The organism is Micrococcus sp. TCR-5 (assembly GCF_052220525.1).
Lineage (GTDB): Bacteria > Actinomycetota > Actinomycetes > Actinomycetales > Micrococcaceae > Micrococcus > Micrococcus luteus.
Genome location: NZ_JBQPDO010000002.1, coordinates 100,094 through 121,534, shown reverse-complemented (window position 1 = coordinate 121,534; position 21,441 = coordinate 100,094). Strand labels below are relative to the sequence as shown.

Here is a 21,441-nt window from a genome sequence, read left to right as displayed (position 1 = left end):
CGACGGTGGCGGCAGCCGTCGCGGGTCAGAGGCCGACGCGGCCCAGGGCGGCGTCGGCGGCGGCCCGGCGGGCGGCCCGCACGGCGCGGGGCGCGGTCGGCTGCGCCGCGAGGGCGGCGAGGACGGTCGCGACGCGGGCGGCCAGCGCCACCTCGTCGACCTCGTTGCGGGCGTGGCGCCGGAACCGTGCGGCCACGGCGTGCAGCGCGGCGCCGCCGGCGCCGAGGTCCACGGCGCCCGCCTCGAGATGGGCGATCAGGACGGCCCAGTCGTCCACGCGGTGTCCCATGCCCAGGTCGTCGGCGTCCAGCACGCCGGTGATCCGCTCCCCCGCCGCGTCCACGTGCAGGTTCCCCGGGTGCAGGTCGCCGTGCACGGGCACGCGCGGGCCGGGGTCCCCGGCCGCGAGCGCCGCGCGGATCCGGTCCGCCCGGGCGGCCGCCTCGTCCTGGGCCTCGGGGTCCAGCACGACGGCGGCCCACGTGGCGTGCTCGAGCAGGACGGCGGGTCCGCCGTCGTCCGCGTCGGCGCCCCCGGCCGCCCCGGCCGGGGGGCCCGCCGGGCCGGGGGGCTCCTCGGGCACCGGCGGCAGCCGGTCCAGCAGCGCGGCGACCCGCGCGGGGTCGAGCGCGGCGGCCTCGGGCCCGGCCAGCAGCGCCCGCCAGGGCAGGCCCGGCACGCTCGCGAGCGGGAGCACCCCGCGCTCCGGCGCCGCGAGGACGGCGGGCACCGGCACCCCGGCCGCCCCCGCCGCGGCCTGGCGCCGGGCGACCCGTGCGGCGCGCGCGGGCGGGAGCACCTTCAGGAACGTGCGGGCCACGACGCCGTCGTCGCCGGTCGCCTCGACGGCCAGGACCGCCCGGTCCCGCGGCCGGTAGCCGCGCCACGTGAGGCGGGCCCGGCCCGGCGCCGTGCCGAGCAGGGCCGCGAGCGCGTCCGGGTCGGCGGCCAGCGTGAGGCCCGGCAGGACGGGGTCGGCGGGGGCCCACCACCACAGGGTGCCGTCCTCCAGGACCCCGCGCTCGCCCGGGACGGGCGGGCACGCCGTGGCGGGGGCGGCGGGGTGCCGGGGGTCGCGGGCGAGGACGAGGGTGCGGGAGCGGACGCGGGCGTCGCCCGCGCGTCCGGTCATCACGTCCAGGTCCAGGACGCGCGCGAGCCGGCGTCCCCGCTGCAGGTGCAGGGCGTCGGCTCGGGTGCGCAGCCAGCGCTCGCCCGACGCGCGGACGGCCTGGCGCGCGGCGGCTCGGTCGATGCTCACGGGCGCGCCCGCCCGGCGGGGCTCAGCAGGCCCGGCGCCGCGCCAGGACGTTGTCCAGGTCCAGGGCGGCGATGTCCTGCTCGGCGGCGGCGCTGATCTGATCGTCCGCCGTGCGCGCGGCGTCCTGGAGCCGGGTGTCCGCGCCGGTGGGGGCGGGGGTCTCGAGCGGCGCCGGCAGGGGGCGGGCCATCTCCGGGGCGTCCAGGTAGGTGGGGCGCGGCACCGCGGGGATGGTCACGGCGCGGTCCGCTGCGGGGGCGGCGGCGGAGGCGGTCACCACCACGGGCTCGACCCGGGGTGCGGCGGGCGCGGCGGCCGGACGCGGCGCCTCGGTCTCGAAGGCCAGCACGGTCTCCAGCACGCGGCGGTCCCGCTCGGGGTCCGCGGGAGGGGCCTGCCGCTCCTCGGCCGCCGGGGCGGCGGGGCGCTCCGGGACGACGACGGCGGCGGGCCGGGCGCGACGGGCGCGGTCGCGGACCGCGAGGGCCCGCAGGCCGGCCAGCCCGGCCACGGCGAACAGGAGCGACCAGCCGGCCAGGGACAGCGTGCCCGCGCCGAACGCCGCGGCGAGACCGGCCACGAGGAACACAAGCAGGGCCACGAGGGCGGCGAGGAACAGCGCCGTGCGCCCCCACCGGATGTGCAGGCCGGCCCGGCCGCGAGCGGTGCGCGCCGCGTCCGCGGCGGCGCTCAGGCGGCCCGAGAACCGGGCGGTCAGGGCACGGACGGCGGGCGAGCTCTGCAGGCGGTGCATGAAGGACCTCGGCATCGACGGGCGGGCGGGGGCGGACGCGAGACGATGGCGGCGCAGCACGAGCCGCCAGGCCAGGAAGGCCACGAGGGCCACGATGACCAGCGACGCGCTCACCCGGGCGTCGGCCAGCGCGTCGAGCGCGGCCTGCACGGCCCTCGTCGGCGCGGTGGTCTCGTCCATGCGGTCAGCCTAGCGCCGGGGGCGGACCGGCCCGGCCATCGCGGCGTGTCCGCACGCGGCGTGTCCCGCCGGGCCGCTCAGGGGCGCGGCCGGGTGGCCAGCCACCCGGCCAGCAGGCCGTCGGGGACCTCCTCGGCGGTCACCGCGAACGTCCGGTGGTCCCGCCAGGCGCCGTCCACGTGCAGGTACGCCCTGCGCAGGCCCTCGTCGCGCAGGCCGAGCTTCGCCACGACCCGCAGGCTGGCCGCGTTCTCCGGGCGGATGTTGACCTCGACCCGGTGCAGGCCGGCGCTGCGGAACGCCCAGTCCGTCGCCATGGCCACGGCCGTCGGCGTCAGCCCCCGGCCGGCCTCGCGACGGTCGATCCAGTAGCCGATCGAGCCGGAGAGCACCGAGCCGTACTGGATCCCGCCCAGGGACAGCAGCCCCACCAGGCGGTCCCGGTCCGGGCGGTCGTCGTCGAGGACCATGCCCCACGTGTAGGCGCTGCCGTCCCGGCCCTGGCGGCCGTGCCAGCGGACCATCTGCCCGAACGACGCCGGACCCGCGCCCGGCACGGGGCTCGTCGCATCCCACGGCGTCAGCCACTCGCGGTTGTGCGCCCGCTGCTCCTCCCACGCCTCCCGGTCCCGCCTCCGCAGCGGCCGCAGGGCGAGGGTGCCGTGCCGCAGGGTCACGGGCCAGGGGGAACGCTGCCAGGACATGGCGTCGATCCTATGCGCGGCCGGGCGCGGCACCGGTGCGGCGGGCATCATGGGGACATGCGCACTCCCCCTCCCGTGCCCGAGCCCGCCGCCACGGGCCCCGTCGCCGGCGTCGACGACGTCGTGGACGCCAAGGCCGCCCTGCGTGCGCGCCTGCGCACCGCCCGCCGCGACCGCTCCCCTGCGCGCCGCGCCGCCGAGTCCGCGGCCGCCGTCGAGCACCTGTGGGCGTGGCTGGGTCCGCGCGTGGCCGCGGCGACCGCGGACGGGACCGCCCCGGTGGTGGCCACCGTGCTGCCGATGGCCACCGAGCCGGACACCGGTGGGCTGCGCACCCGCCTGCTGGCCGCGGGGGCAAGGGTGCTCGTCCCCGTGATCGAGCCGGAACGCCGCCTGAGCTGGGCTCCGTGGCACCCGGAGGCCGCGACGGCGCGCGCCGCGAACGCCCCCGTGGACGAGCCCGTGGGCGAACGGCTCGGGTCCGACGCGCTGGCGGCGGCGACCGCGGTGGTCGTGCCGGCGCTCGCGGTGGCCGAGGACGGGATGCGCCTGGGCCAGGGCGGGGGCTACTACGACCGCTTCCTCGCCGAGCTGCCGCGGAGCGTGCCGACCGTGGCCCTCGTGTTCGAGGACGAGCTGCTGCCGGCGGGCGCCGTCCCCGCCGAACCCACGGACCGGCCCGTGGACGGCGTCGTCACCGCGGCCGGGCTGCGCTGGGTCTGAGCCCGGCCCGCGGCGCGGAGTAGCATCGGGGGTCGGATCCCCCCAGAACCGCGCGCCCCGGCGCGCCCCGAGCGAGCTGGAGCTGAGCATGCCCACCTACGCCTACCGCTGCAAGGACTGCGGCCACGCCTTCGACGTCGTCCAGGCCTTCACCGACGACGCCCTCACCGAGTGCCCCGCGTGCGGCGGCGTCCTGCGCAAGCAGTACGGCTCGGTCGGCGTGAGCTTCAAGGGCTCCGGGTTCTATCGGACCGACTCGCGCTCCGGCACCGGCTCGTCTGGCGGCTCGACCTCGGACTCGGCCGCCGGGTCCTCGACGTCGTCGACGTCGTCCTCGTCCTCCGCCGCCGCGGACTGACCCGGCCGGATCGGGCCGGCTCAGCCCCAGTGGGGCGGGCGCTGCTCGCGCAGCCAGCGGTCGCGCTCGGCCTCGACCGGGCCGGACTTGACCCCGGCCTCCTGGCCGGTCGGCGCGGTCGCCGGCGACGTCTCGGCCTGCCCGGTCAGCCGGGGCATCCCGGGCAGGCGCGGCTCGCGGCCGTCGGCGGCTGCCGGGCCGGTGCCCGGGGCGTCCGCCCGGCGCGGGCCGCGGCGGCGCGGCGCGCCGTCAGCGGACATCGTCGTCGGTCTCGTCCGTCGGCTCCACGCCCAGCCGGTCGGCCAGCTCGCGGGCCACGGACTCCGGGTCCGCGAACACGTCGATCGCCCACAGGGTCCGGGGCTCCCAGCCGCGGGCCTCGAGCCCCTCGGGCAGGGTCCGCGAGCGCTGCCGCACCGTGAGGGCGCGGTACACCTCGCCGCCGTCGCCGGCCAGGGCCAGCGGACGGGGCGCCTCGTCCGCGCGCGGATCGAGCACGGCCAGGTCCATGACGCCGGCGTAGCGGGGCAGGACGCGGGCGCCGTGCTCCTCGAGCCGGTCGCGCAGATCGGCCAGCAGCGGATCGCCCACCATGCCCACCGGGTCCGCGGCGTCGTCGCCCAGGTAGGCCTCGAGCAGCCGCAGGAACCAGAGGGCGCCGCCGTCGAGCCGGTCCTCGTCCAGGTCCGCGGCGCGCAGCGCGGAGACGAGGTGCAGGCGGCGGCGTGCCCGGGTGAGCGCGACCGTGACCATGCGCTCGCCGTCCGGGTCGGAGAAGGCGCCGAAGTGGTGCACCACGCGCCCGTGCGGGGTGCGGCCGTAGCCGGGGGTGAGGATCACGGCGTCGCGCACCACGGAGGCGGCGCGCACGACCGGCACGATCACGAACGGCTCGGCGTCGGCGGCGTCCTCGCCGCGGCCGCGGGCGAGGAACTCGTGGGCCCACGGCGCCTGCGCGGCCGTGGCCTGCACGGCGGCGGCCACCCTGCGGGCGTGCTGCTCGGACACCGTGACCACGGCCAGGGACTGCTCGGGCCGGTCGCGGATGTGCTCGAACACGCGCTCCACGGTGCGGGCGACCTCGGCGTTCGTGGACTCGACCACGTCGCCGCCGGTCATCGGGATGCCGGTGCCCTCGGGCAGGTACTCGGCCGTGACGGCACGATCCCGGCCGGTGGCCTCGCCCGCGGTGGGCAGCGCGTCCAGGGCGCCGTCATAGGCGAGCGCGGAGAGCAGGCGCACCAGGCGCCGCTCGAGGGGGCGGTGCACGGTGCGCAGCGGCAGGGTGGGCAGCACCTCGTCCAGCGCGTCGTGGGCCGAGCGCAGCGGGCGCAGGGGCCCGGCGGTCGCCGTCGGGTCCACGGACACCTGGAACGACTGCGGGCGCCCGATGACCGGGTCGCCGAGGGCCACCACCTGGGGGGCGCGGGTGAGCGCGCCCATCGCGGTGGCCAGGGCGGTCGCGTCGGCCTCCAGCAGCACGACGACGTCGGCGCGCCACTCCGGGGGGAACTCGGACAGGGCCATGGGCGAGGTGGTGACCACCGGCACGAGCGGCTGCAGGAGCTCGGGGGTGATCGTGGCCAGGGACTCGACCGTGGGGCTGCCCTGCTTGAGCAGGGTGCGCAGCACGGCCGCGTCCGCGCGATAGGTGCGCAGCGCCTCCCGCCAGCGCGCGGCCAGCGCGGCGGAGAGCCGGGCGCCGCCGCGCTCGAGATGGGCGCGGTCCAGGTCGCGGAACCCGCGCTCGACCTCCGCCAGGTCCGTGCCGCTCATCATGGCCAGGAAGTCGTCCCCGGAGATCATCGCCTCGAGCGCGGACTGCCACCACGCCAACTCGAGCTCGGCGGTCAGGGCCTCGGTGGGCACCTCGCGGTCGCGCAGGTCCTCGAGCAGCTCCGCCAGGCCGTGGTCGCGCAGGCTGTCCAGCACGAGGGTGCGCTCGGGCAGCGTGGCCAGGGTGTCGCGGTCCGCCACGAGCCCGTCGACGGCGGCCACGAGGTCGTCCACGTCCCGCTCCTCCAAGGGCGCCTCGGCCACGGCCTCCGGGGCGAGGACGCCCTCGAGCCGGCGTAGGCGCTCGCGCACCTGGCCGACCTGGCCCATCACGTGCTCGCCCTGGTCCGGCACCTGCGGGGGCGTGCCCGGCTCGGCGGCGTGGCGGTTCCAGTCCTCCAGGACGGCGGCGGCGTCCACGAGGGCGCCGTGCAGGTCCGTGGGCTGCACGCCCGGGCGGACCGCGTCCTTCGCCGCGCGGCGCAGGCGGGACCGGGTCACCGAGGACATCTCGACCAGGTGGAGGCGCCGCCACGAGCTGGTGGCGGTCGCCGCGACCAGCTGGGGCACGTCGAGGGAGAACACCTCGGGGGTGAACTCGGTGAGGGTGCGGGCCACACGGCGGTAGAGGTCCGCCTGCTCCGCCCAGCCGGCCACCGTGCGCTCGGGGCGCAGGCCGGCCTGGGCGGCGGCGGTGTCCACGGCGCGCCGGGTGGTGTGCAGGGCGGCCGCCAGCTCGTCGGCCAGCTCCGAGGCGGCCTCGGTCTCCTGCACGTTGCGCACGCGGGCGCCGAACCAGCGGCTCTCGGTGGCGGCGGCCGAGAACGCGCCGAGCTCCCCGGCGCGCACGAGCTGCTCGCCCACGGCCTGCCGGTTCACGGTGGAGTCCAGCACGGAGCGCTTGAGGCGCACGGTGGTGGCCGGCGGCGTCTCGAGCCCGGTCAGGGCGGCCAGGGCCTGCATCGCCTGGAACGGCGAGCAGCCCCAGCGGGGGCGGACGTGGTGCAGTGAGCCGACGTGCTCCTGCAGCCGGCGCCGTCGTTCGGTCAGGGCGGCCTCGTCCCGGGCGGTGTCGGGGTCCACGGCCCGCTCGGAGCGCAGGACGGCCTGCACGAGCTGGCGGCGGAGCAGCTCGGGGTCCGCGTTGGCGGGCACATCCAGCGCGATCGAGCGCAGGTCCGCCTCCTCGAGGCGGTCGAGCACGTCGGCCAGGGCGGCGGAGCGCTCGGCCACGACCAGCACGCGCCGGCCCTCCCAGGCCAGGCGCGCGGCCAGGGCGGCGGCGGTCTGGGTCTGCCCGGTGCCGGGGGCGGCCGCCACCACGAGGGACTCCCCCGCCGCGGCGTGCTCGAGCACGCGTGCCTGGGCGGCGTCGACGTCGACGACGAGGCGCTCGTCCGCCGGGGCGACGTCATCCTCCGCGGGCGCGCCCGTGGGCTGCAGCGCCGCCGGGCGGGGCACCATGCCGGTCCCGGCGTCGTACAGGGCCTGCACGACCGGCAGATCCTCGAGGGAGGCGGGCAGGGAGGCGGTCTCGCCGAGGTCCGCGAACGTGGAGACGAGCAGGCAATCCTGGATGTGCAGGTCCGCGATCGCGGCGGTCTCCTCGCGCAGGCGGGCGAACGCGGGGGCGGGCTCGAGGCGCGCCGTGGCGTAGGCGGCCTGCTGGTACGCCTCGGGGTCCAGGGCGATGCCGTGGTGCCGGCGCAGGTTCCGCACGAGCGCCGGGTTCAGGCGGGCCGGCTCGGTGATCTGGACCTCCAGCTCGTCCCGGCCCCGGGCGCCGCGGCGCACCGTCAGGGCCACGCGGGCCAGCAGCACGGGGGCGGAGCGGCGCTCCCGCCGGCCGTCCTCCTCGGCCGTCCACGTGGCCACGCCCACGGCGAGCGCGCCGACGTCGATGCCGCGCTCCTCCGCCAGCTCGCGGACCTTGGCGCGCAGGCCGAGGGAGACCTCGTGCGCCGCGTCCAGCACCGGGCCGGCCGGCAGCAGGGTGGACAGGCGGGTGCGCCGCCCCAGCAGCAGCTGCGAGACACCGGAGGAGTTCGCCTCCGTGAGGTCGATGCTGTTGGCCGCCGAGGGCGCGAACCGCAGCATCGTGTCGTTCTCGGCGCCCGAGCCCAGGGAGGACACCCAGGCGGCCGGGTCGGGGCGGGTCTGCCCCTCGTCGGGGCGTGCGGCGGCGCGGGCGCGGGCCAGGCGCGGGAACTCCTGCTCGGTCACGTGCGTGCGGTCCTTCCTCCGTCGCCTGGGTCCAGGCGGTCTTCGTGCGGACGGCCGCCCCGGTCAGGGGCGGCCGGATGCGGCGCCGGACGCGCCGCTCACTCCCACTCGATGGTGCCCGGCGGCTTGCTGGTCACGTCGAGCACGACGCGGTTGACGCCGTCGACCTCGTTGGTGATGCGGTTCGAGATGCGGGACAGGACGTCGTCCGGGATCCGGGCCCAGTCCGCCGTCATGGCGTCCTCGCTGGTGACGGGGCGCAGGACGACCGGGTGGCCGTAGGTGCGGCCGTCACCCTGCACGCCCACGGAGCGCACGTCCGCGAGCAGCACCACCGGGCACTGCCAGATCTGGCGGTCCAGCCCGGCCGCGGTGAGCTCGGCGCGCACGATCGCGTCCGCGCGGCGCAGCAGATCCAGGCGCTCCTGGGTGACCTCGCCGATGATGCGGATGCCCAGACCCGGGCCCGGGAACGGCTGGCGGTGCACGATGCCCTCAGGCAGGCCGAGCTCGGCGCCCACGGCGCGGACCTCGTCCTTGAACAGCTCGCGCAGCGGCTCGCACAGCTCGAACTCGATGTCGTCCGGCAGGCCGCCCACGTTGTGGTGGGACTTGATGTTGGCCGCCCCGTCCCCGCCGCCGGACTCGACGACGTCCGGGTAGAGCGTGCCCTGCACGAGGAAGCGGACCTCGGTGGCGTCCGGGTCGTGCTCGGACTCGAGGACGATGTCCGCCTGCGCCTTCTCGAAGGTGCGGATGAACCGCTCGCCGATGATCTTGCGCTTGGCCTCGGGGTCGGTGACGCCGGCCAGCGCGGACAGGAAGTCCTCGCGCGCGTCCACCATCACGAGGCGGGCGCCGCCGTGGGCCTCGCCGAAGGCCTGCTCGATCTCGGCGGACTCGCCCTCGCGCATGAGGCCGTGGTCCACGTAGACGCAGGTGAGGCGGTCGCCGATGGCGCGCTGCACGAGGGCCGCGGCCACGGCGGAGTCCACGCCGCCGGACAGGCCGCAGATGGCCCGCTTGTCCCCGATCTGCTCGCGGATGCGCTCGACCTGCTCCTCGATCACCCCGCTGGCCGTCCAGTCCGAGCCCAGGCCCGCACCCACGTGCAGGAACTGCTCGAGCACCCGCTGGCCGCGGGAGGAGTGGCCCACCTCGGGATGCCACTGCACGCCGAAGATGCGGCGCTCGCGGTCCTCGAACGCGGCGACGGGGGCGCCCGCGGTGGAGGCCGTCACGGCGAAGCCCTCGGGCGCCTGCGTCACGGCGTCCCCGTGGGACATCCACACGACCTGCTCGAGGTCCTGGCCCGCGAACAGCACGGAGTCGGCGTCCACCGAGTCCAGGCGGGTGGAGCCGTACTCCCGGGTGCCGGTCTTGGCCACGGTGCCGCCGAGGGCGTGCGCAATCGACTGGAAGCCGTAGCACAGGCCCAGCACGGGCACCCCGGCCTCGAGCAGCGCCGGATCCAGCTGCGGGGCGCCGGGCTCGTACACCGACGACGGCCCGCCCGAGAGGATCAGCGCCGCGGGCTTGCGCTCCAGGATCTGCGCCGCCGGGGTGGAGGCGGGCACGACCTCGGAGTAGACGTTGGCCTCGCGCACACGACGCGCGATGAGCTGTGCGTACTGGGCGCCGAAGTCCAGCACCAGCACCGTGGGCATCACGTCGCTGAGCGGGGCGGGGGTGTCGGGGTGGGGGGCATTCTGCGTCACCCGTCCAGGATAGTCGAGGCGCTCAGTAGCGCCGCGCGGCGTCCGGGAAGCGGTGCAGCTCGTCCCGGACCACGCGGGTCATGCGCTTCTCCACCACGAAGGACAGGAACGGCACGACGCCGCCGCCGGCCATCGCCAGCAGGCGCAGCGGCTCCCAGCGCATCAGGGACCACAGGCGGAACGAGGCGAGCAGGTACACCACGTACATCCAGCCGTGGGCGATGAGGATGAACAGGGACAGGTTCACTCCCCCGGTCACGCTGTCCGTGGGGTGCAGCCCCAGGCCGTTGGCCTCTCCGTCCAGGGTGGTGCCGCCCGCGTAGAGCTCCACGTGCATGCCGTACTTCAGCACCATCTCCGCCACGAGCAGCAGGAGCATGATGCCGGTGATCCACGCGCACACCACGTAGAGGCGGGTGGCGGAGCGGATCTGCTGCTGGGTGCCGGCGAAACGGCGATGCTCCCGGCCCGGCCGCGGGGGCGGCTCGGGCAGGTCGGCCTCCGTGATGTCCTCGGGATCCGGCAGGCTCGCCGGGTCCACCGGCTGGGGGCCGGGGTGCTGGGTGCTCATCGGCTCTGCTCCTCTCGGGGCCCACGGGGGCCCGGGTCGCGGGGGTCGGGGCGCGCGGCCCCGTCGTCGTCGTGGTCCTGGCGTGGGTGCGCCGCGGCCTGCGCCGCGACGGCCCGCTCCTTGGCCTCGCGCGCGGCCGCCCGGCGCCGCTCGAGCTCCTCGGCGCGCCACTGCGCGGCCCACTCCTCGTCGAGCCGGCGCTCGTGCTCGTCCCGGACGTGGTCGTCGCGGACGAACCGCCACCACAGGAACAGGGCGAAGCCGGCGAAGAGCATCCACTCCACGGCGTAGAAGACGTTGAGCCAGATGATCTGGGTCTCCTCCGGCTGCGGGGCCACCCACACCGGCTCGAGCCCGCCGGGGCCGGCCGCGCCCGTCTCGGCGCCCGCGGCGTCGACCATCTCGAACGCCGCGACGTACGCCGCGTAGGACGGCTCGTCCCACACGTTCACCAGCTGGGCCGGGGCCAGGCTGCGGTACAGGAGCCGGTCGGCGGTGTCCTCGGCCGCTGCCTCACGCGGCAGGGGCCCGTCCGGGGGCAGCAGGCGCCCGGTGACGGTGACCTGCCCGGCGGGCGCGGGGTCCACGACGTCGGCGTCGGCCGACCAACCGCGGACCACCGGGACGACCTCGCCGTCCGGGGCGCCGGCCACCCGCAGGGCCGTGACCGTCCAGTAGCCGTCGCGGCCGTTCAGCAGGCGCGGGCCGACCAGGACGTCCGTGCCGGGCACGAACTCCCCCTCGACCGTGACCACCTGGTCGGCCTGCGAGCCCAGCAGGGCCTCGTAGGGGCGCACGTGCTCCAGGAACGGCACGGCGTTCTCGGTCTGGGTGCGCGGCGGCGGCGCATTCGTCTCCGCGGACTCGAACTGCCACTTGGACAGCGCCACGAAGACCGCGGCCGCCACGAGGGCCAGCACCAGGGTGGCCAGCCAGACGGGCTTGAGGGCGGTGCGCAGCACGCCGTATCAACTCTTTCGGTCGGGGTGCCGCCTCGGGGCGGCGGGGATCAGACGGTCTGGGTGGGGGTCACGAGGACCTCCACCTTCTGGAAGTCCTTGAGCTCGGTGTAGCCGCAGGTGGCCATGGCGCGCTTCAGGCCGCCCATCAGGTTGGACGTGCCGTCCGCGTGGCGGCCGGGCCCCCACAGGACCTCCTCGAGCGGAGCCACCTGGCCCACGTGGGTGCGGTGCCCGCGCGGCAGCTCCGGGTGGGCGGCCTCGAGGCCCCAGTGCCAGCCGCCGCCGGGGGCGTCGGTGGCGCGGGCCAGGGCGGCGCCCAGGACGACGGCGTCCGCACCCATGGCGATCGCCTTGACGATCTCCCCCGAGGTGGAGACGCCGCCGTCGGCGATCACGTGCACGTAGCGGCCGCCGGACTCGTCCATGTAGTCGCGGCGCGCCTCGGCGATGTCCGAGATGGCCGTGGCCATCGGCACGCGGATGCCCATGGCGCGGCGCGTGGTGGTGGACGCGCCGCCGCCGAAGCCGACGAGCACGCCGGCCGCGCCGGTGCGCATCAGGTGCAGGGCCGGCGTGTAGCCGGCCGCCCCGCCCACGATCACGGGCACGTCCAGCTCGTAGATGAACTGCTTGAGGTCCAGCGGCTCCTGGGTGGAGGAGACGTGCTCGGCCGAGACGGTGGTGCCGCGGATGACGAACAGGTCCACGCCCGCCGCCACGACGGTGCGGTAGAACTCCTGCGTGTTCTGCGGGGTCAGCGAGCCCGCGACGACGACGCCGGCCTCGCGGATCTGTGCGAGGCGCTCGGTGATCAGATCGGGGCGGATGGGGGCCGCGTAGGCCTCCTGCAGCATGCGGGTGGCCTCGGTCCCGGCCGGGCCGGCCTCGAGGGCGGCGATCTCCTCGAGCAGCGGGCGCGGGTCCTCGTGGCGGGTCCACAGGCCCTCGAGGTTGAGGACGCCGAGACCGCCCAGCCGCCCCATCGCGATGGCGGTCTCCGGACTCATCACGGAGTCCATGGGCGCACCGATCACGGGCATGTCGAACGTGTAGGCGTCGATGCGCCACGTAAGGCTGACGTCCTGGGGATCCCGGGTGCGCCGCGCGGGCACCACGGACACGTCGTCGAGGGAGAAGGCCCGGCGGCCGCGCTTGCCGCGGCCGATCTCAATCTGGTTCGTCACCGGGCCAGCCTAGCCCAGGCGCCACGGGGGCGGCTCCGACCGTGTCGTCGGCGCCGCCCCGTCCGGGGGCTCCCCCGGACCCGACGTGCGGGTCAGCGCGAACGGTAGTTCGGGGCCTCGACGGTCATCATGATGTCGTGCGGGTGGGACTCCTTCAGGCCCGCCGCGGTGATGCGCACGAAGCGACCGTTCTCCTTGAGATCGGCCACCGTGGACGCGCCCGTGTAGAACATCGTCTGGCGCAGGCCGCCCACGAGCTGGTGGACCACCGAGGCGATCGGGCCCCGGAAGGGCACCTGGCCCTCGATGCCCTCGGGGATCAGCTTGTCCTCGTCCGGCACGTCCGCCTGGAAGTAGCGGTCCTTGGAGAAGGAGCGCGTGCCGTTGCGGGTCTGCATGGCGCCCAGGGACCCCATGCCGCGGTAGGTCTTGAACTGCTTGCCCTGGTAGAACACGAGGTCGCCCGGGGACTCGGCCGTGCCGGCCAGCAGGGAGCCGAGCATCACCGAGTCGGCGCCGGCCACGAGGGCCTTGCCGATGTCACCGGAGTGCTGCAGGCCGCCGTCGGCGATCAGCGGGACGCCCGCGGGGCGCGTGGCCTTGGCCGCCTCGTAGATGGCGGTGATCTGCGGGACGCCGACGCCGGCCACCACACGGGTCGTGCAGATCGAGCCCGGGCCCACGCCCACCTTCACGGCGTCCGCGCCGGCGTCGACGATCGCCTTGGCGCCCGCGTAGGTCGCGGCCTGACCGCCGATGACATCGACGTGCGCGGCCGCCTTCTCCTTCTTCAGGCGCGCGATCATGTCCAGCACGCCGTGCGTGTGGCCGTTCGCGGTGTCCACCACGAGGGCGTCCACACCCGCCTCGACGAGCGCCATGGCGCGCTCCCAGCCGTCGCCGAAGAAGCCGACGGCGCCGCCGACGAGCAGCCGGCCCTCGTCGTCCTTCGCGGCGTCCGGGTACTGCTCCGCCTTGTCGAAGTCCTTGATGGTGATCAGGCCGGTCAGGCGGCCCGCATCGTCCACGAGCGGCAGCTTCTCCACGCGGTTCTGGGAGAACAGGCGGATGGTCTCGGCGCGCGAGATGCCCTCCTGCGCGGTGACCAGCGGCATGCGGGTCATGGCGGTGTCCACCGTGCGGGTGGCCCACTCCTCGCGCGGGATGAAGCGGGTGTCGCGGTTGGTGATGATGCCCAGCAGCGTCATGTCCTCGGCCACCACCGGCAGGCCCGAGACGCGGTACTGGGCGCACAGCTCGTCCAGGTCCGCGAGCGTGGCGTCGGGGCCGATGGTCACGGGGTCCTTGATCATCCCCGACTCGGAGCGCTTCACGGTGTCCACGTGGCGGGCCTGGTCCTCGATGGACAGGTTGCGGTGGATGATGCCCATGCCGCCCTGGCGGGCCATGGCGATGGCCAGCGGGGCCTCCGTCACGGTGTCCATCGCCGCGGAGACGATGGGGATGTTCAAGCGGATGTTGCGGGTCAGCCGGGTGCCCGTGTCCGCGTCCGCGGGGATCACGTCGGTGGCGTTGGGCAGCAGCAGGACGTCGTCATAGGTGAGGCCGAAGAAGCCGAAGGGATCCGAGGAGGAGTGGACGGGCTCGGGGCTGGGACCGGTGCTGGTGTTGGTCACGAAGGCGCCTTTCGGGACGGGTGTTTCCGCGATTCTATGCCCGGGGGTCAAACCGGCGACCCGGGTGCGGGCCACGTCACAGGGCCCTCGCGCTGGGCCACGCGAGGGCGAGACGGGCGTCACCACGACGTCACATGGCGCAATCCGTTTCGACGTCGTGGTATTGGAGCGCCTAACCTCCCCGGATGAGCACCGCACAGTCCTCCCCCGCACCGGCGCCCCGACGCCGGCTTCCCGCCTGGACGTCGAACTTCGGCTGGCAGATCGCCGCCGCCCTCGTCCTCGGCCTCGTCCTGGGCCTGATCGCCCGCGCGACGGGGCACACCTCCGAGCACCCGACCTGGCTCGGCGAGACGCTGGCCACCGTCGGCAGCATCTACATCAGCCTGTTGAAGGCCACGGTCGTCCCGCTGGTCTTCTTCGCCGTCGTCGCCTCCATCGCCAACCTGGCCCAGGTGACCAACGCGGCCCGCCTGGCCGCCAAGACCCTGCTGTGGTTCGCCATCACGAGCCTGATCGCGGTGCTCATCGGCCTCGCCGTCGGCGTCGTGCTGCAGCCGGGCGTGGGCACCGGCCAGACCGCGCCGGCGTCGTACCAGGCCAAGGACGTCGGCTGGCTCGACTTCCTGACCTCCCTGGTGCCGGCGAACTTCCTCGGCCTGACCGTCAAGACCACGGCCGGCGAGGACGGCGCGCTCGCCTCCTCCCCCACGTTCAACGTGCTGCAGATCCTCGTGATCGCGATCGTCGTGGGCGTGGCCGCGCTCAAGGTCGGCGAGAAGGCCGCCCCGTTCCTCACGTTCTCCCGCTCGGTGCTCGCGATCATCCAGAAGCTGCTGTGGTGGATCATCCGCCTGGCCCCGATCGGCACCATCGGCCTGCTGGGCAACGCCGTGGCCTCGTACGGCTGGTCCACGATGGGCACGCTGGCCAAGTTCGTGGTGGCGATCTACGTGGGCCTGGCCCTCGTGATGCTCGTGGTGTACCCGGTGCTGGCGCGCCTGCACGGGCTCTCCGTCAAGCAGTTCTTCACCGGCGTGTGGCCGGCGTTCCAGCTCGGCTTCGTCTCCCGCTCCTCCCTCGGCACGCTGCCCGTCACCCAGCGGGTGGCCGAGCGCAACTTCGGCGTGCCCACCGGCTACGCCTCCTTCGCCGTCCCGCTGGGCGCCACCACCAAGATGGACGGCTGCGCCGCGATCTACCCGGCCGTGGCCGCCGTGTTCATCGCCCAGTTCTACGGGATCGACATGAGCCTGAGCCAGTACGCCCTCGTGGCACTCGTGTCCGTGCTGGGCTCGGCCGCGACCGCCGGCACCACCGGCGCCACCGTGATGCTCACGCTCACGCTGTCCACCGCCGGGCTGCCCCTCGAGGGCATGGCCCTGCTCCTGGCCGTCGACCCGATCGTGGACATGGGTCGCACCGCCCTCAACGTGTCCGGCCAGGCCCTCATCCCCGCCCTCGTGGCCTCCCAGGAGGGCATCCTCGACCGGGACCGCTACGACGCCCCGCGCGGCGACATCTTCGGCGAGGACGAGGAGGAGATCGTCGAGGCCCGCGCCCACGCGACCGCCGACTCCCGCGCCCAGCTCGTCGGCACCCCGGAGCCGCGCGCCTGAGTCAGCGGCCGGACGGGCCCGCTCCGGCGGGTCCGTCCGCGCCGTCCCCGTCCCCCTCGTCCAGATACTCGCCCAGCACGTAGTCGTAGTCCACGGGGTTCCCGTCCTCGTCCGTGCGGCGGTACCAGTCGGTGATCTCCGCGGCGGTGGAGTCGAACCCCTCGCCGGCCGCGTACCAGCTGCCCGGCGGGGTGCGCTCCACCGTGAACGCGAAGTCGTCCCCGTACTCCACCAGGCCCCGCACCGTCGCCTTCTCGACGGCGGCCCGCTGGTACCGGTCACGGATCGCGAAGGGGTCGTTGGCCAGTTCGCGCTGGAGCGCGACCGCCATGAGGACGAGCACCACGGTGAACGGCAGCGCCGTGATGGTGATGAGGTTCTGCAGGCCGGTGAGCGCGGTGTCGCCGCCGGTCAGCAGCATCACGACGGCGATGCCCGCCATGCACAGCGCCCAGAACACCGTGATCGTGCGGCGCGGGGCCGGGGCGCCGCGCTGTGAGAGCTGCGAGTTCACGATCGAGGCGGAGTCCGCCGTCGTGATGAAGAAGACCGCCAGCATGACGATCACGACCGGGGCCACCAGCCCGCCGCCGGGCAGCTGGTCCAGGACCACCCAGAAGATCTCCGCCGGCGCGGGCAGCGACGCGGCCGTGCCGTCCGGCGCCACGGAGCCCTGCGTCCGCTGCAGCCAGATGGTGGTGCCGCCGATGATCGTGAACGCGCCGACGATCACCGCGGCCGGGATGAACAGGGCCCCGAGGACGTACTGGCGGATGGTCCGACCCTTCGAGATCTTCGCCATGAACACGCCCACGAACGGGGCCCAGCTGACCCACCACGCCCAGTAGAAGATCGTCCAGCTGGAGAGGAACTCCTGCATGTCCTCCCCCTGGGCCATCGAGGCGCCGAGGGCGTCCGGGGCGGAGGAGACGTAGTCCATCAGGACGCCGGGCACGATGTTCAGCAGGAACGCCGTCGGGCCGACGACGAAGAAGAACAGCGCCAGGCCGAGGGCGAGCAGCATGTTGATGTTGGACAGCCACCGGATGCCGCGGGCCACACCGGACACCGCCGAGAAGATGGTGCCGATCGTGAGCACCACGATGATCCCCAGCGCCACCGTGTTCCCCGGCGCCGACCAGCCCGAGACGATCTCCACGCCGCGGCCGATCTGCAGGGCGCCGATGCCCAGCGAGGCCGCCGTGCCGAACAGTGTGGCGATGATCGCCAGCCCGTCGATCAGGCGCGCCCCGACGGAGTCGCTGCGCTGGGAGTCGCCGAACAGCGGCGCGATGATCGAGCTCATCAGCGGCACCCGGCCCCGGCGGTAGGACACGTAGCCGACCGACAGGCCGACGACCGCGTAGATCGCCCACGCGTTCACGCCCCAGTGCAGCGCGGCCTGGGCCAGCGCGCCCGTCACCGCCTCCTCGCTCGCCGCCTCGTACGCCCCCGGGCGCGGGGCCAGGTAGTAGGTCAGCGGCTCGTACGGGCCGAAGAAGATGATGCCGATGCCGATGCCGGCCGCGAAGAGCATGGCCGACCAGCTCGCCGTGGAGTACTCCGGCTTCTCCCCGTCCAGGCCCAGCGGGATCTCGCCGTACCGGGAGAACGCCAGGACGAGCAGGAACACCACCATCCCGATGGCCAGCAGGGCGAACAGCCAGCCGGCGTGGACCATCACCCAGTCGAGGGCCGCGCTCGAGACGGCCAGCACGGCGTCCGGCTGCAGCACGCCCCACACCACGAAGCCGACCACCAGCAGGCCGACGACGGCGAGGATCACCCGGTCCACGCCGTAGCGCACCCGGCGGTCCTCCACGGACACGCCCGGCACGAGGGCCGGGTGGATGCCGTGCGGATAGGAGAACTCCCGGACGAAGCGGCGCAGCCGTGGCCGGGCCGGGGTCCGGGTCGTGTGGGACCCGGTGGGACGGGGCGGCGTGGGTGTGTCCATGGGCACACCATAAGGGGCGCCCCGGACGGCGGTCGTCTCCCGCCCGCACGACGACGGCCCCTCACCCGAGCGGGCGAGGGGCCGTCGTCGTCGTCCGGCCGCGTCAGGGCCGACGGAGGCGTCAGTGCTGGTGGCCGGCCTCGTCCTCCTCGGCGGGCTTGTCCGCCACGAGGGTCTCGGTGGTCAGCACGAGGGCCGCGATGGAGGCGGCGTTGGCCAGCGCGGAGCGGGTCACCTTGACCGGGTCGATCACGCCGTCGGCGATCAGGTCGCCGTAGACGCCGGTCTTCGCGTTGAAGCCGTGGTTCGGCTCCAGCTCGGCGACCTTGGAGACCACCACGTAGCCGTCCTCGCCCGCGTTCTGGGCGATCCAGCGCAGCGGCTGCTTCAGGGCCTTGCGGACGATGTCCACGCCCACGGCGGCGTCGCCGGTCAGGGCCTGGACGTCGGCGTCGGTGTCGAGCGCGGTCAGCGCGTTGATGAGCGCGGTGCCGCCGCCGGCCACGATGCCCTCCTCGAGGGCGGCGCGGGTCGAGGACACGGCGTCCTCGATGCGGTGCTTGCGCTCCTTGAGCTCCACCTCGGTGGCGGCGCCCACGCGGATCACGCCGATGCCGCCGGAGAGCTTGGCGAGGCGCTCCTGGAGCTTCTCGCGGTCCCAGTCGGAGTCGGTCGCGGCGGACTCGGCCTTGATCTGGGCGACCCGGGCCTCGACGTCCTCGGCCGCACCGCCGCCGTCGACGATGGTGGTCTCGTCCTTGGTGACGGTGATGCGGCGAGCGGAGCCGAGCACGTCCAGGTCGGCCTGCTCGAGCTTCATGCCGAGGTCCGGGGAGACGACCTGGGCGCCGGTGAGGATCGCGATGTCCTGCATCATGGCCTTGCGGCGGTCGCCGAAGCCCGGGGCCTTGACGGCCACGACGTTCAGGGTGCCGCGGATCTTGTTCACCACGAGGGTGGACAGGGCCTCGCCCTCGATGTCCTCGGCGATCACGAACAGCGGCTTGTTGGCCTGCAGGACCTTCTCCAGCAGGGGCAGCAGCTCCTGCACGTTGGAGATCTTGCCCGAGTTGATCAGGACGTAGGCGTCCTCGAGCACGGCCTCCTGACGCTCGGCGTCGGTGACCATGTACGGGGACAGGAAGCCCTTGTCGAACTGCATGCCCTCGGTGACGTCCAGCTCGGTGGAGGTCGTGGAGGACTCCTCGATGGTGATGACGCCGTCGGTGCCGACCGTGTCGAACGCGCGGGCCAGCAGCTCGCCGACCTCGTCGTTCTGGGCCGAGATGGCGGCCACGTGGGCCACCTCCTGGCCCTCGACCGGGCGGGCGTTCTCCTGCAGGCGCTGCTCGACGGCGGCCACGGCCACCTCGATGCCCTTCTTGACCTCGCCCGGCGCGGCACCGGCGGCGACCTGGCGCATGCCCTCGTTCACGAGCGCCTGGGCCAGCACGGTGGCGGTGGTGGTGCCGTCGCCCGCGATGTCGTTGGTCTTGGTGGCGACCTCCTTGGCGAGCTGGGCGCCCATGTTCTCGTACGGGTCCTCCAGCTCCACCTCACGGGCGATCGTGACGCCGTCGTTGGTGATGGTGGGGGCGCCCCACGCCTTGTCGAGCACCACGTTGCGGCCCTTGGGGCCGAGGGTGACCTTGACGGTGTCGGCGAGCTTGTCGATGCCGGCCTGGAGGGCGCGGCGTGCGTCGTCGTTGAAAGCCAGCTGCTTGGCCATGACGGACGCTCCTTTCGTTCAGGGAGTCAGGGGGTGCGGGGACGCGAGGGGCCCGGGGCGCGCGCACCGGTGCGGTGCGCGCCGCTCACCGGGCCCGTCGCGGCGGGGTCACTTGGTGACGACGGCCAGCACGTCGCGGGCGGAGAGCACCAGGTACTCCTCGCCGCCGACCTTGACCTCGGTGCCGCCGTACTTGGAGTACAGCACCACGTCACCCTCGGCGACGTCGACCGGCACGCGGTTGCCGTTCTCGGCGACCCGGCCCGGGCCCACGGCCACGACCTGGCCCTCCTGCGGCTTCTCCTTGGCGGTGTCCGGGATCACGAGGCCCGACGCGGTGGTCTGCTCGGCCTCCAGGGGGCGGACAACGATGCGATCCTCGAGGGGCTTGATGGAGACAGACATGCTGCACACTCCTTCTTCGTCGACGTGCGGCTCCGGCGGGCTCGCCGGTCCGCTGATGCTGTGGTCTGCGGGTGCGCCACGGGCGTCAGACCCTCCGTCGTCGCGGTGCCGGACGGTCCACCTCGGGCATTGGCACCCGGTACCCCCGAGTGCCAGTGCCGACTCTACTCCGGGTTCTGGCACTCCTTCAACATGAGTGCCAGCCGTGTCCCCGCCGTCCGCCGCGGGCGGAGGCGTGGGGCGCGGTGCAGTGGGGCACCGTGGGGCGGCGTGGGGCGGCGGCGGGCGGGGCGGGTTCCGGGCCCAGGAGCACACGGAGTGGTCACGGCTGCGGCCGGGATCCTGTCCCTCCCCCACTCCCCGCCCTCCCCCCTCCCCCCTCCGTGGGCAGAAACCGCACCCCCGCCACCCTCCGTGGGCAGAAACCGCACCCCCGCCCACCGCGTGGGCAGCATCCGCAGGTTTTCGATCTCCGTGGGCAGAAGCGCCCTCTCTTCTGCCCACGGATGTTGCGTGGGCGGAACTCCTCGCAGTTCTGCCCACCGAGCCATGACGACGTCGTCCCGACGGGACAACCGGCCGTCGCCGAGTCCTGCACAGCCGGCCCACCCCGCGCCGTTGTCCACAGACACGCGGCCCGCCCGGCCGCCGTCGGACCGACCGCGTCAGGGTCGACCCATGCCCTTCGCTCCCGACCTCCCCCTCGTCCCCGTCTTCACCACCCGCGACGTGCTCGAACGCGGTCTACCGCCCAGCCGGGTGCGGCGGTCCGACGTCCTCCGCCTCGCCCGCGGCATCCACCGTCGCCGTGACATGCCGCTGCGCACCTGGGAGTCGGCTGGGCTCCCGCCGCCGCACCACGGGGTCGGCCTCGACCTGCTGACCGCCCTCCTGCGGTCCCGTCCCGACGCCGTCCTCTCCCACGAGACGGCGGCGCACCTCCACGGCCTCCCGCTTCCCCCGGGCGGGGCCACGCGACGCGCCGCCGTCGAGATCACGTTGCACCTCGGCACCGCACGGGCGCGGATCCCCGGCGTCATGGAGCACCGCAGACCCCTGCCCGCCGGCCACGTCACCTCCGTGCTCGGGCTACGGGTGACGACGCCGGAACGGACCTGGCTCGATCTGTGCTCGATCGGCCACCCCTGGGACGAGGCATCCCTCGTGTCGGCGGGTGACCACCTGGTCCGTCACCCCTGGTCCCCGCGCGGCCGGCGGCCTCCCATCACCACGGTCACCGCGCTGCACGAGGCGATGCGGCCGCTCGGGCGGTTCGTCGGAAGACCGCGGGCGACGGCGGCGCTCGAGCGCGTACGGGTGGGTGCCGACTCGCCGCAGGAGACCCGGCTGAGGCTGGCGCTCGTCGAGGCGGGGCTGGGCGAGCCGGCTCTGCAGCACGTGTTCGACCCCGGGCGGCGGGACGCCCCCGAGGCCGATCTGTGGTTCGAGGACTGCCGGCTCGTCCTCCAGTACGACGGCGAGGTGCACCGGAGTGCCGAGCAACACGCCCGGGACGCCCGGCGAGACCAGTACTACGCGGAGCGTGGGCAGATGACCCTGCACGTCACGGGCCGGGACGTCGGCGAGGGATACGCGCGGGTGATCGAGGCCGTCCTCAGACGACGGGCACAGGTCTCGAACGGCTGGGATGCATGACGTCGTCGTCGCGTATGGCCCTGC

At 74.8% G+C, this 21,441-nt stretch carries 17 protein-coding genes; 4 read left to right on the top strand and 13 right to left on the bottom strand.

Annotated features, from left to right (window positions below):
- Positions 1-25: 25 nt before the first annotated feature.
- From ACTSKS_RS02320 to ACTSKS_RS02310, 3 genes are all read right to left on the bottom strand, one after another.
- Entirely contained in the window at positions 26-1,261 is a 1,236-nt protein-coding gene (locus ACTSKS_RS02320; protein WP_270618454.1) for a phosphotransferase, read from the bottom strand.
- A gap of 22 nt (positions 1,262-1,283) precedes the next feature.
- Positions 1,284-2,195 carry a hypothetical protein gene (locus tag ACTSKS_RS02315; RefSeq protein WP_216879932.1) on the bottom strand — a complete coding sequence of 304 codons (912 nt, stop codon included), beginning with the start codon at positions 2,193-2,195 and terminating at the stop codon, positions 1,284-1,286.
- Positions 2,196-2,272: 77 nt separating this feature from the next.
- Positions 2,273-2,899, bottom strand: coding sequence for a GNAT family N-acetyltransferase (locus ACTSKS_RS02310; RefSeq protein WP_041104377.1), 627 nt, complete (start codon positions 2,897-2,899; stop codon positions 2,273-2,275).
- 57 nt (positions 2,900-2,956) lie between these two features.
- On the opposite strand from ACTSKS_RS02310, the gene ACTSKS_RS02305 reads away from it, so the two are divergent.
- On the top strand, positions 2,957-3,622 hold the full coding sequence (locus tag ACTSKS_RS02305) for a 5-formyltetrahydrofolate cyclo-ligase (protein ID WP_442927246.1): 666 nt from the start codon (positions 2,957-2,959) through the stop codon (positions 3,620-3,622).
- Positions 3,623-3,710: 88 nt separating this feature from the next.
- Positions 3,711-3,980, top strand: a complete 270-nt coding sequence (locus ACTSKS_RS02300) for an FmdB family zinc ribbon protein (RefSeq protein WP_164570574.1) — start codon at positions 3,711-3,713, stop codon at positions 3,978-3,980.
- A 20-nt stretch (positions 3,981-4,000) separates the two neighbouring features.
- On the opposite strand, the gene ACTSKS_RS02295 is transcribed toward ACTSKS_RS02300, so the two are convergent.
- From ACTSKS_RS02295 to guaB, 7 genes are all read right to left on the bottom strand, one after another.
- On the bottom strand, positions 4,001-4,240 hold the full coding sequence (locus tag ACTSKS_RS02295) for a hypothetical protein (RefSeq protein WP_442927245.1): 240 nt from the start codon (positions 4,238-4,240) through the stop codon (positions 4,001-4,003).
- The gene (locus ACTSKS_RS02290; RefSeq protein ID WP_442927244.1) at positions 4,230-7,979 is read right to left on the bottom strand and encodes a DUF4011 domain-containing protein; all 3,750 of its coding nucleotides are present in this window, start codon (positions 7,977-7,979) and stop codon (positions 4,230-4,232) included. The genes ACTSKS_RS02295 and ACTSKS_RS02290 overlap by 11 nt, the downstream gene beginning before the upstream one ends.
- Positions 7,980-8,077: 98 nt before the next feature.
- Positions 8,078-9,697: a glutamine-hydrolyzing GMP synthase gene (guaA, locus tag ACTSKS_RS02285; protein ID WP_044659454.1), complete on the bottom strand. Its 1,620-nt coding sequence runs from the start codon at positions 9,695-9,697 to the stop codon at positions 8,078-8,080.
- A 22-nt stretch (positions 9,698-9,719) separates the two neighbouring features.
- Complete coding sequence (locus ACTSKS_RS02280) at positions 9,720-10,268, bottom strand: DUF3817 domain-containing protein (protein WP_036340922.1); 549 nt, start codon at positions 10,266-10,268, stop codon at positions 9,720-9,722.
- Positions 10,265-11,230 carry an SURF1 family protein gene (locus ACTSKS_RS02275; RefSeq protein ID WP_044659453.1) on the bottom strand — a complete coding sequence of 322 codons (966 nt, stop codon included), beginning with the start codon at positions 11,228-11,230 and terminating at the stop codon, positions 10,265-10,267. Before ACTSKS_RS02275 ends, ACTSKS_RS02280 begins: the two co-directional genes overlap by 4 nt.
- Positions 11,231-11,277: 47 nt before the next feature.
- On the bottom strand, positions 11,278-12,414 hold the full coding sequence (locus ACTSKS_RS02270) for a GuaB3 family IMP dehydrogenase-related protein (protein ID WP_044659452.1): 1,137 nt from the start codon (positions 12,412-12,414) through the stop codon (positions 11,278-11,280).
- Between the two features lie 92 nt (positions 12,415-12,506).
- On the bottom strand, positions 12,507-14,051 hold the full coding sequence (gene guaB, locus ACTSKS_RS02265; RefSeq protein ID WP_036317607.1) for an IMP dehydrogenase: 1,545 nt from the start codon (positions 14,049-14,051) through the stop codon (positions 12,507-12,509).
- A gap of 185 nt (positions 14,052-14,236) precedes the next feature.
- Between guaB and ACTSKS_RS02260 the strand changes: the two genes are divergently transcribed.
- A complete protein-coding gene (locus ACTSKS_RS02260; RefSeq protein WP_061867093.1) occupies positions 14,237-15,670 on the top strand; it encodes a dicarboxylate/amino acid:cation symporter in 1,434 nt (477 codons plus the stop codon).
- Between the two features lies 1 nt (position 15,671).
- Here ACTSKS_RS02260 and ACTSKS_RS02255 read toward each other — a convergent pair whose 3' ends face one another.
- From ACTSKS_RS02255 to groES, 3 genes are all read right to left on the bottom strand, one after another.
- Positions 15,672-17,627, bottom strand: a complete 1,956-nt coding sequence (locus tag ACTSKS_RS02255) for a BCCT family transporter (RefSeq protein WP_442927243.1) — start codon at positions 17,625-17,627, stop codon at positions 15,672-15,674.
- Between the two features lie 121 nt (positions 17,628-17,748).
- Positions 17,749-19,356 carry a chaperonin GroEL gene (gene groL, locus ACTSKS_RS02250; RefSeq protein ID WP_041104385.1) on the bottom strand — a complete coding sequence of 536 codons (1,608 nt, stop codon included), beginning with the start codon at positions 19,354-19,356 and terminating at the stop codon, positions 17,749-17,751.
- A gap of 108 nt (positions 19,357-19,464) precedes the next feature.
- Positions 19,465-19,761, bottom strand: a complete 297-nt coding sequence (gene groES / locus ACTSKS_RS02245; RefSeq protein ID WP_002857590.1) for a co-chaperone GroES — start codon at positions 19,759-19,761, stop codon at positions 19,465-19,467.
- 678 nt (positions 19,762-20,439) lie between these two features.
- Between groES and ACTSKS_RS02240 the strand changes: the two genes are divergently transcribed.
- Positions 20,440-21,417 (top strand): hypothetical protein, encoded by a 978-nt coding sequence (locus ACTSKS_RS02240; RefSeq protein WP_206496471.1) that lies wholly within the window; start codon positions 20,440-20,442, stop codon positions 21,415-21,417.
- Positions 21,418-21,441: the final 24 nt, after the last annotated feature.

What these genes read in the sequence shown, in the direction of transcription:
- ACTSKS_RS02315 (WP_216879932.1), bottom strand. Translation starts at nt 2,195, where the DNA reads ATGGACGAGACCACCGCGCCGACGAGGGCCGTGCAGGCCGCGCTCGAC.
- ACTSKS_RS02310 (WP_041104377.1), bottom strand. Translation starts at nt 2,899, where the DNA reads ATGTCCTGGCAGCGTTCCCCCTGGCCCGTGACCCTGCGGCACGGCACC.
- ACTSKS_RS02305 (WP_442927246.1), top strand. Translation starts at nt 2,957, where the DNA reads ATGCGCACTCCCCCTCCCGTGCCCGAGCCCGCCGCCACGGGCCCCGTC.
- ACTSKS_RS02300 (WP_164570574.1), top strand. Translation starts at nt 3,711, where the DNA reads ATGCCCACCTACGCCTACCGCTGCAAGGACTGCGGCCACGCCTTCGAC.
- ACTSKS_RS02295 (WP_442927245.1), bottom strand. Translation starts at nt 4,240, where the DNA reads ATGTCCGCTGACGGCGCGCCGCGCCGCCGCGGCCCGCGCCGGGCGGAC.
- ACTSKS_RS02280 (WP_036340922.1), bottom strand. Translation starts at nt 10,268, where the DNA reads ATGAGCACCCAGCACCCCGGCCCCCAGCCGGTGGACCCGGCGAGCCTG.
- ACTSKS_RS02260 (WP_061867093.1), top strand. Translation starts at nt 14,237, where the DNA reads ATGAGCACCGCACAGTCCTCCCCCGCACCGGCGCCCCGACGCCGGCTT.
- ACTSKS_RS02255 (WP_442927243.1), bottom strand. Translation starts at nt 17,627, where the DNA reads ATGGACACACCCACGCCGCCCCGTCCCACCGGGTCCCACACGACCCGG.
- groL (WP_041104385.1), bottom strand. Translation starts at nt 19,356, where the DNA reads ATGGCCAAGCAGCTGGCTTTCAACGACGACGCACGCCGCGCCCTCCAG.
- groES (WP_002857590.1), bottom strand. Translation starts at nt 19,761, where the DNA reads ATGTCTGTCTCCATCAAGCCCCTCGAGGATCGCATCGTTGTCCGCCCC.
- ACTSKS_RS02240 (WP_206496471.1), top strand. Translation starts at nt 20,440, where the DNA reads ATGCCCTTCGCTCCCGACCTCCCCCTCGTCCCCGTCTTCACCACCCGC.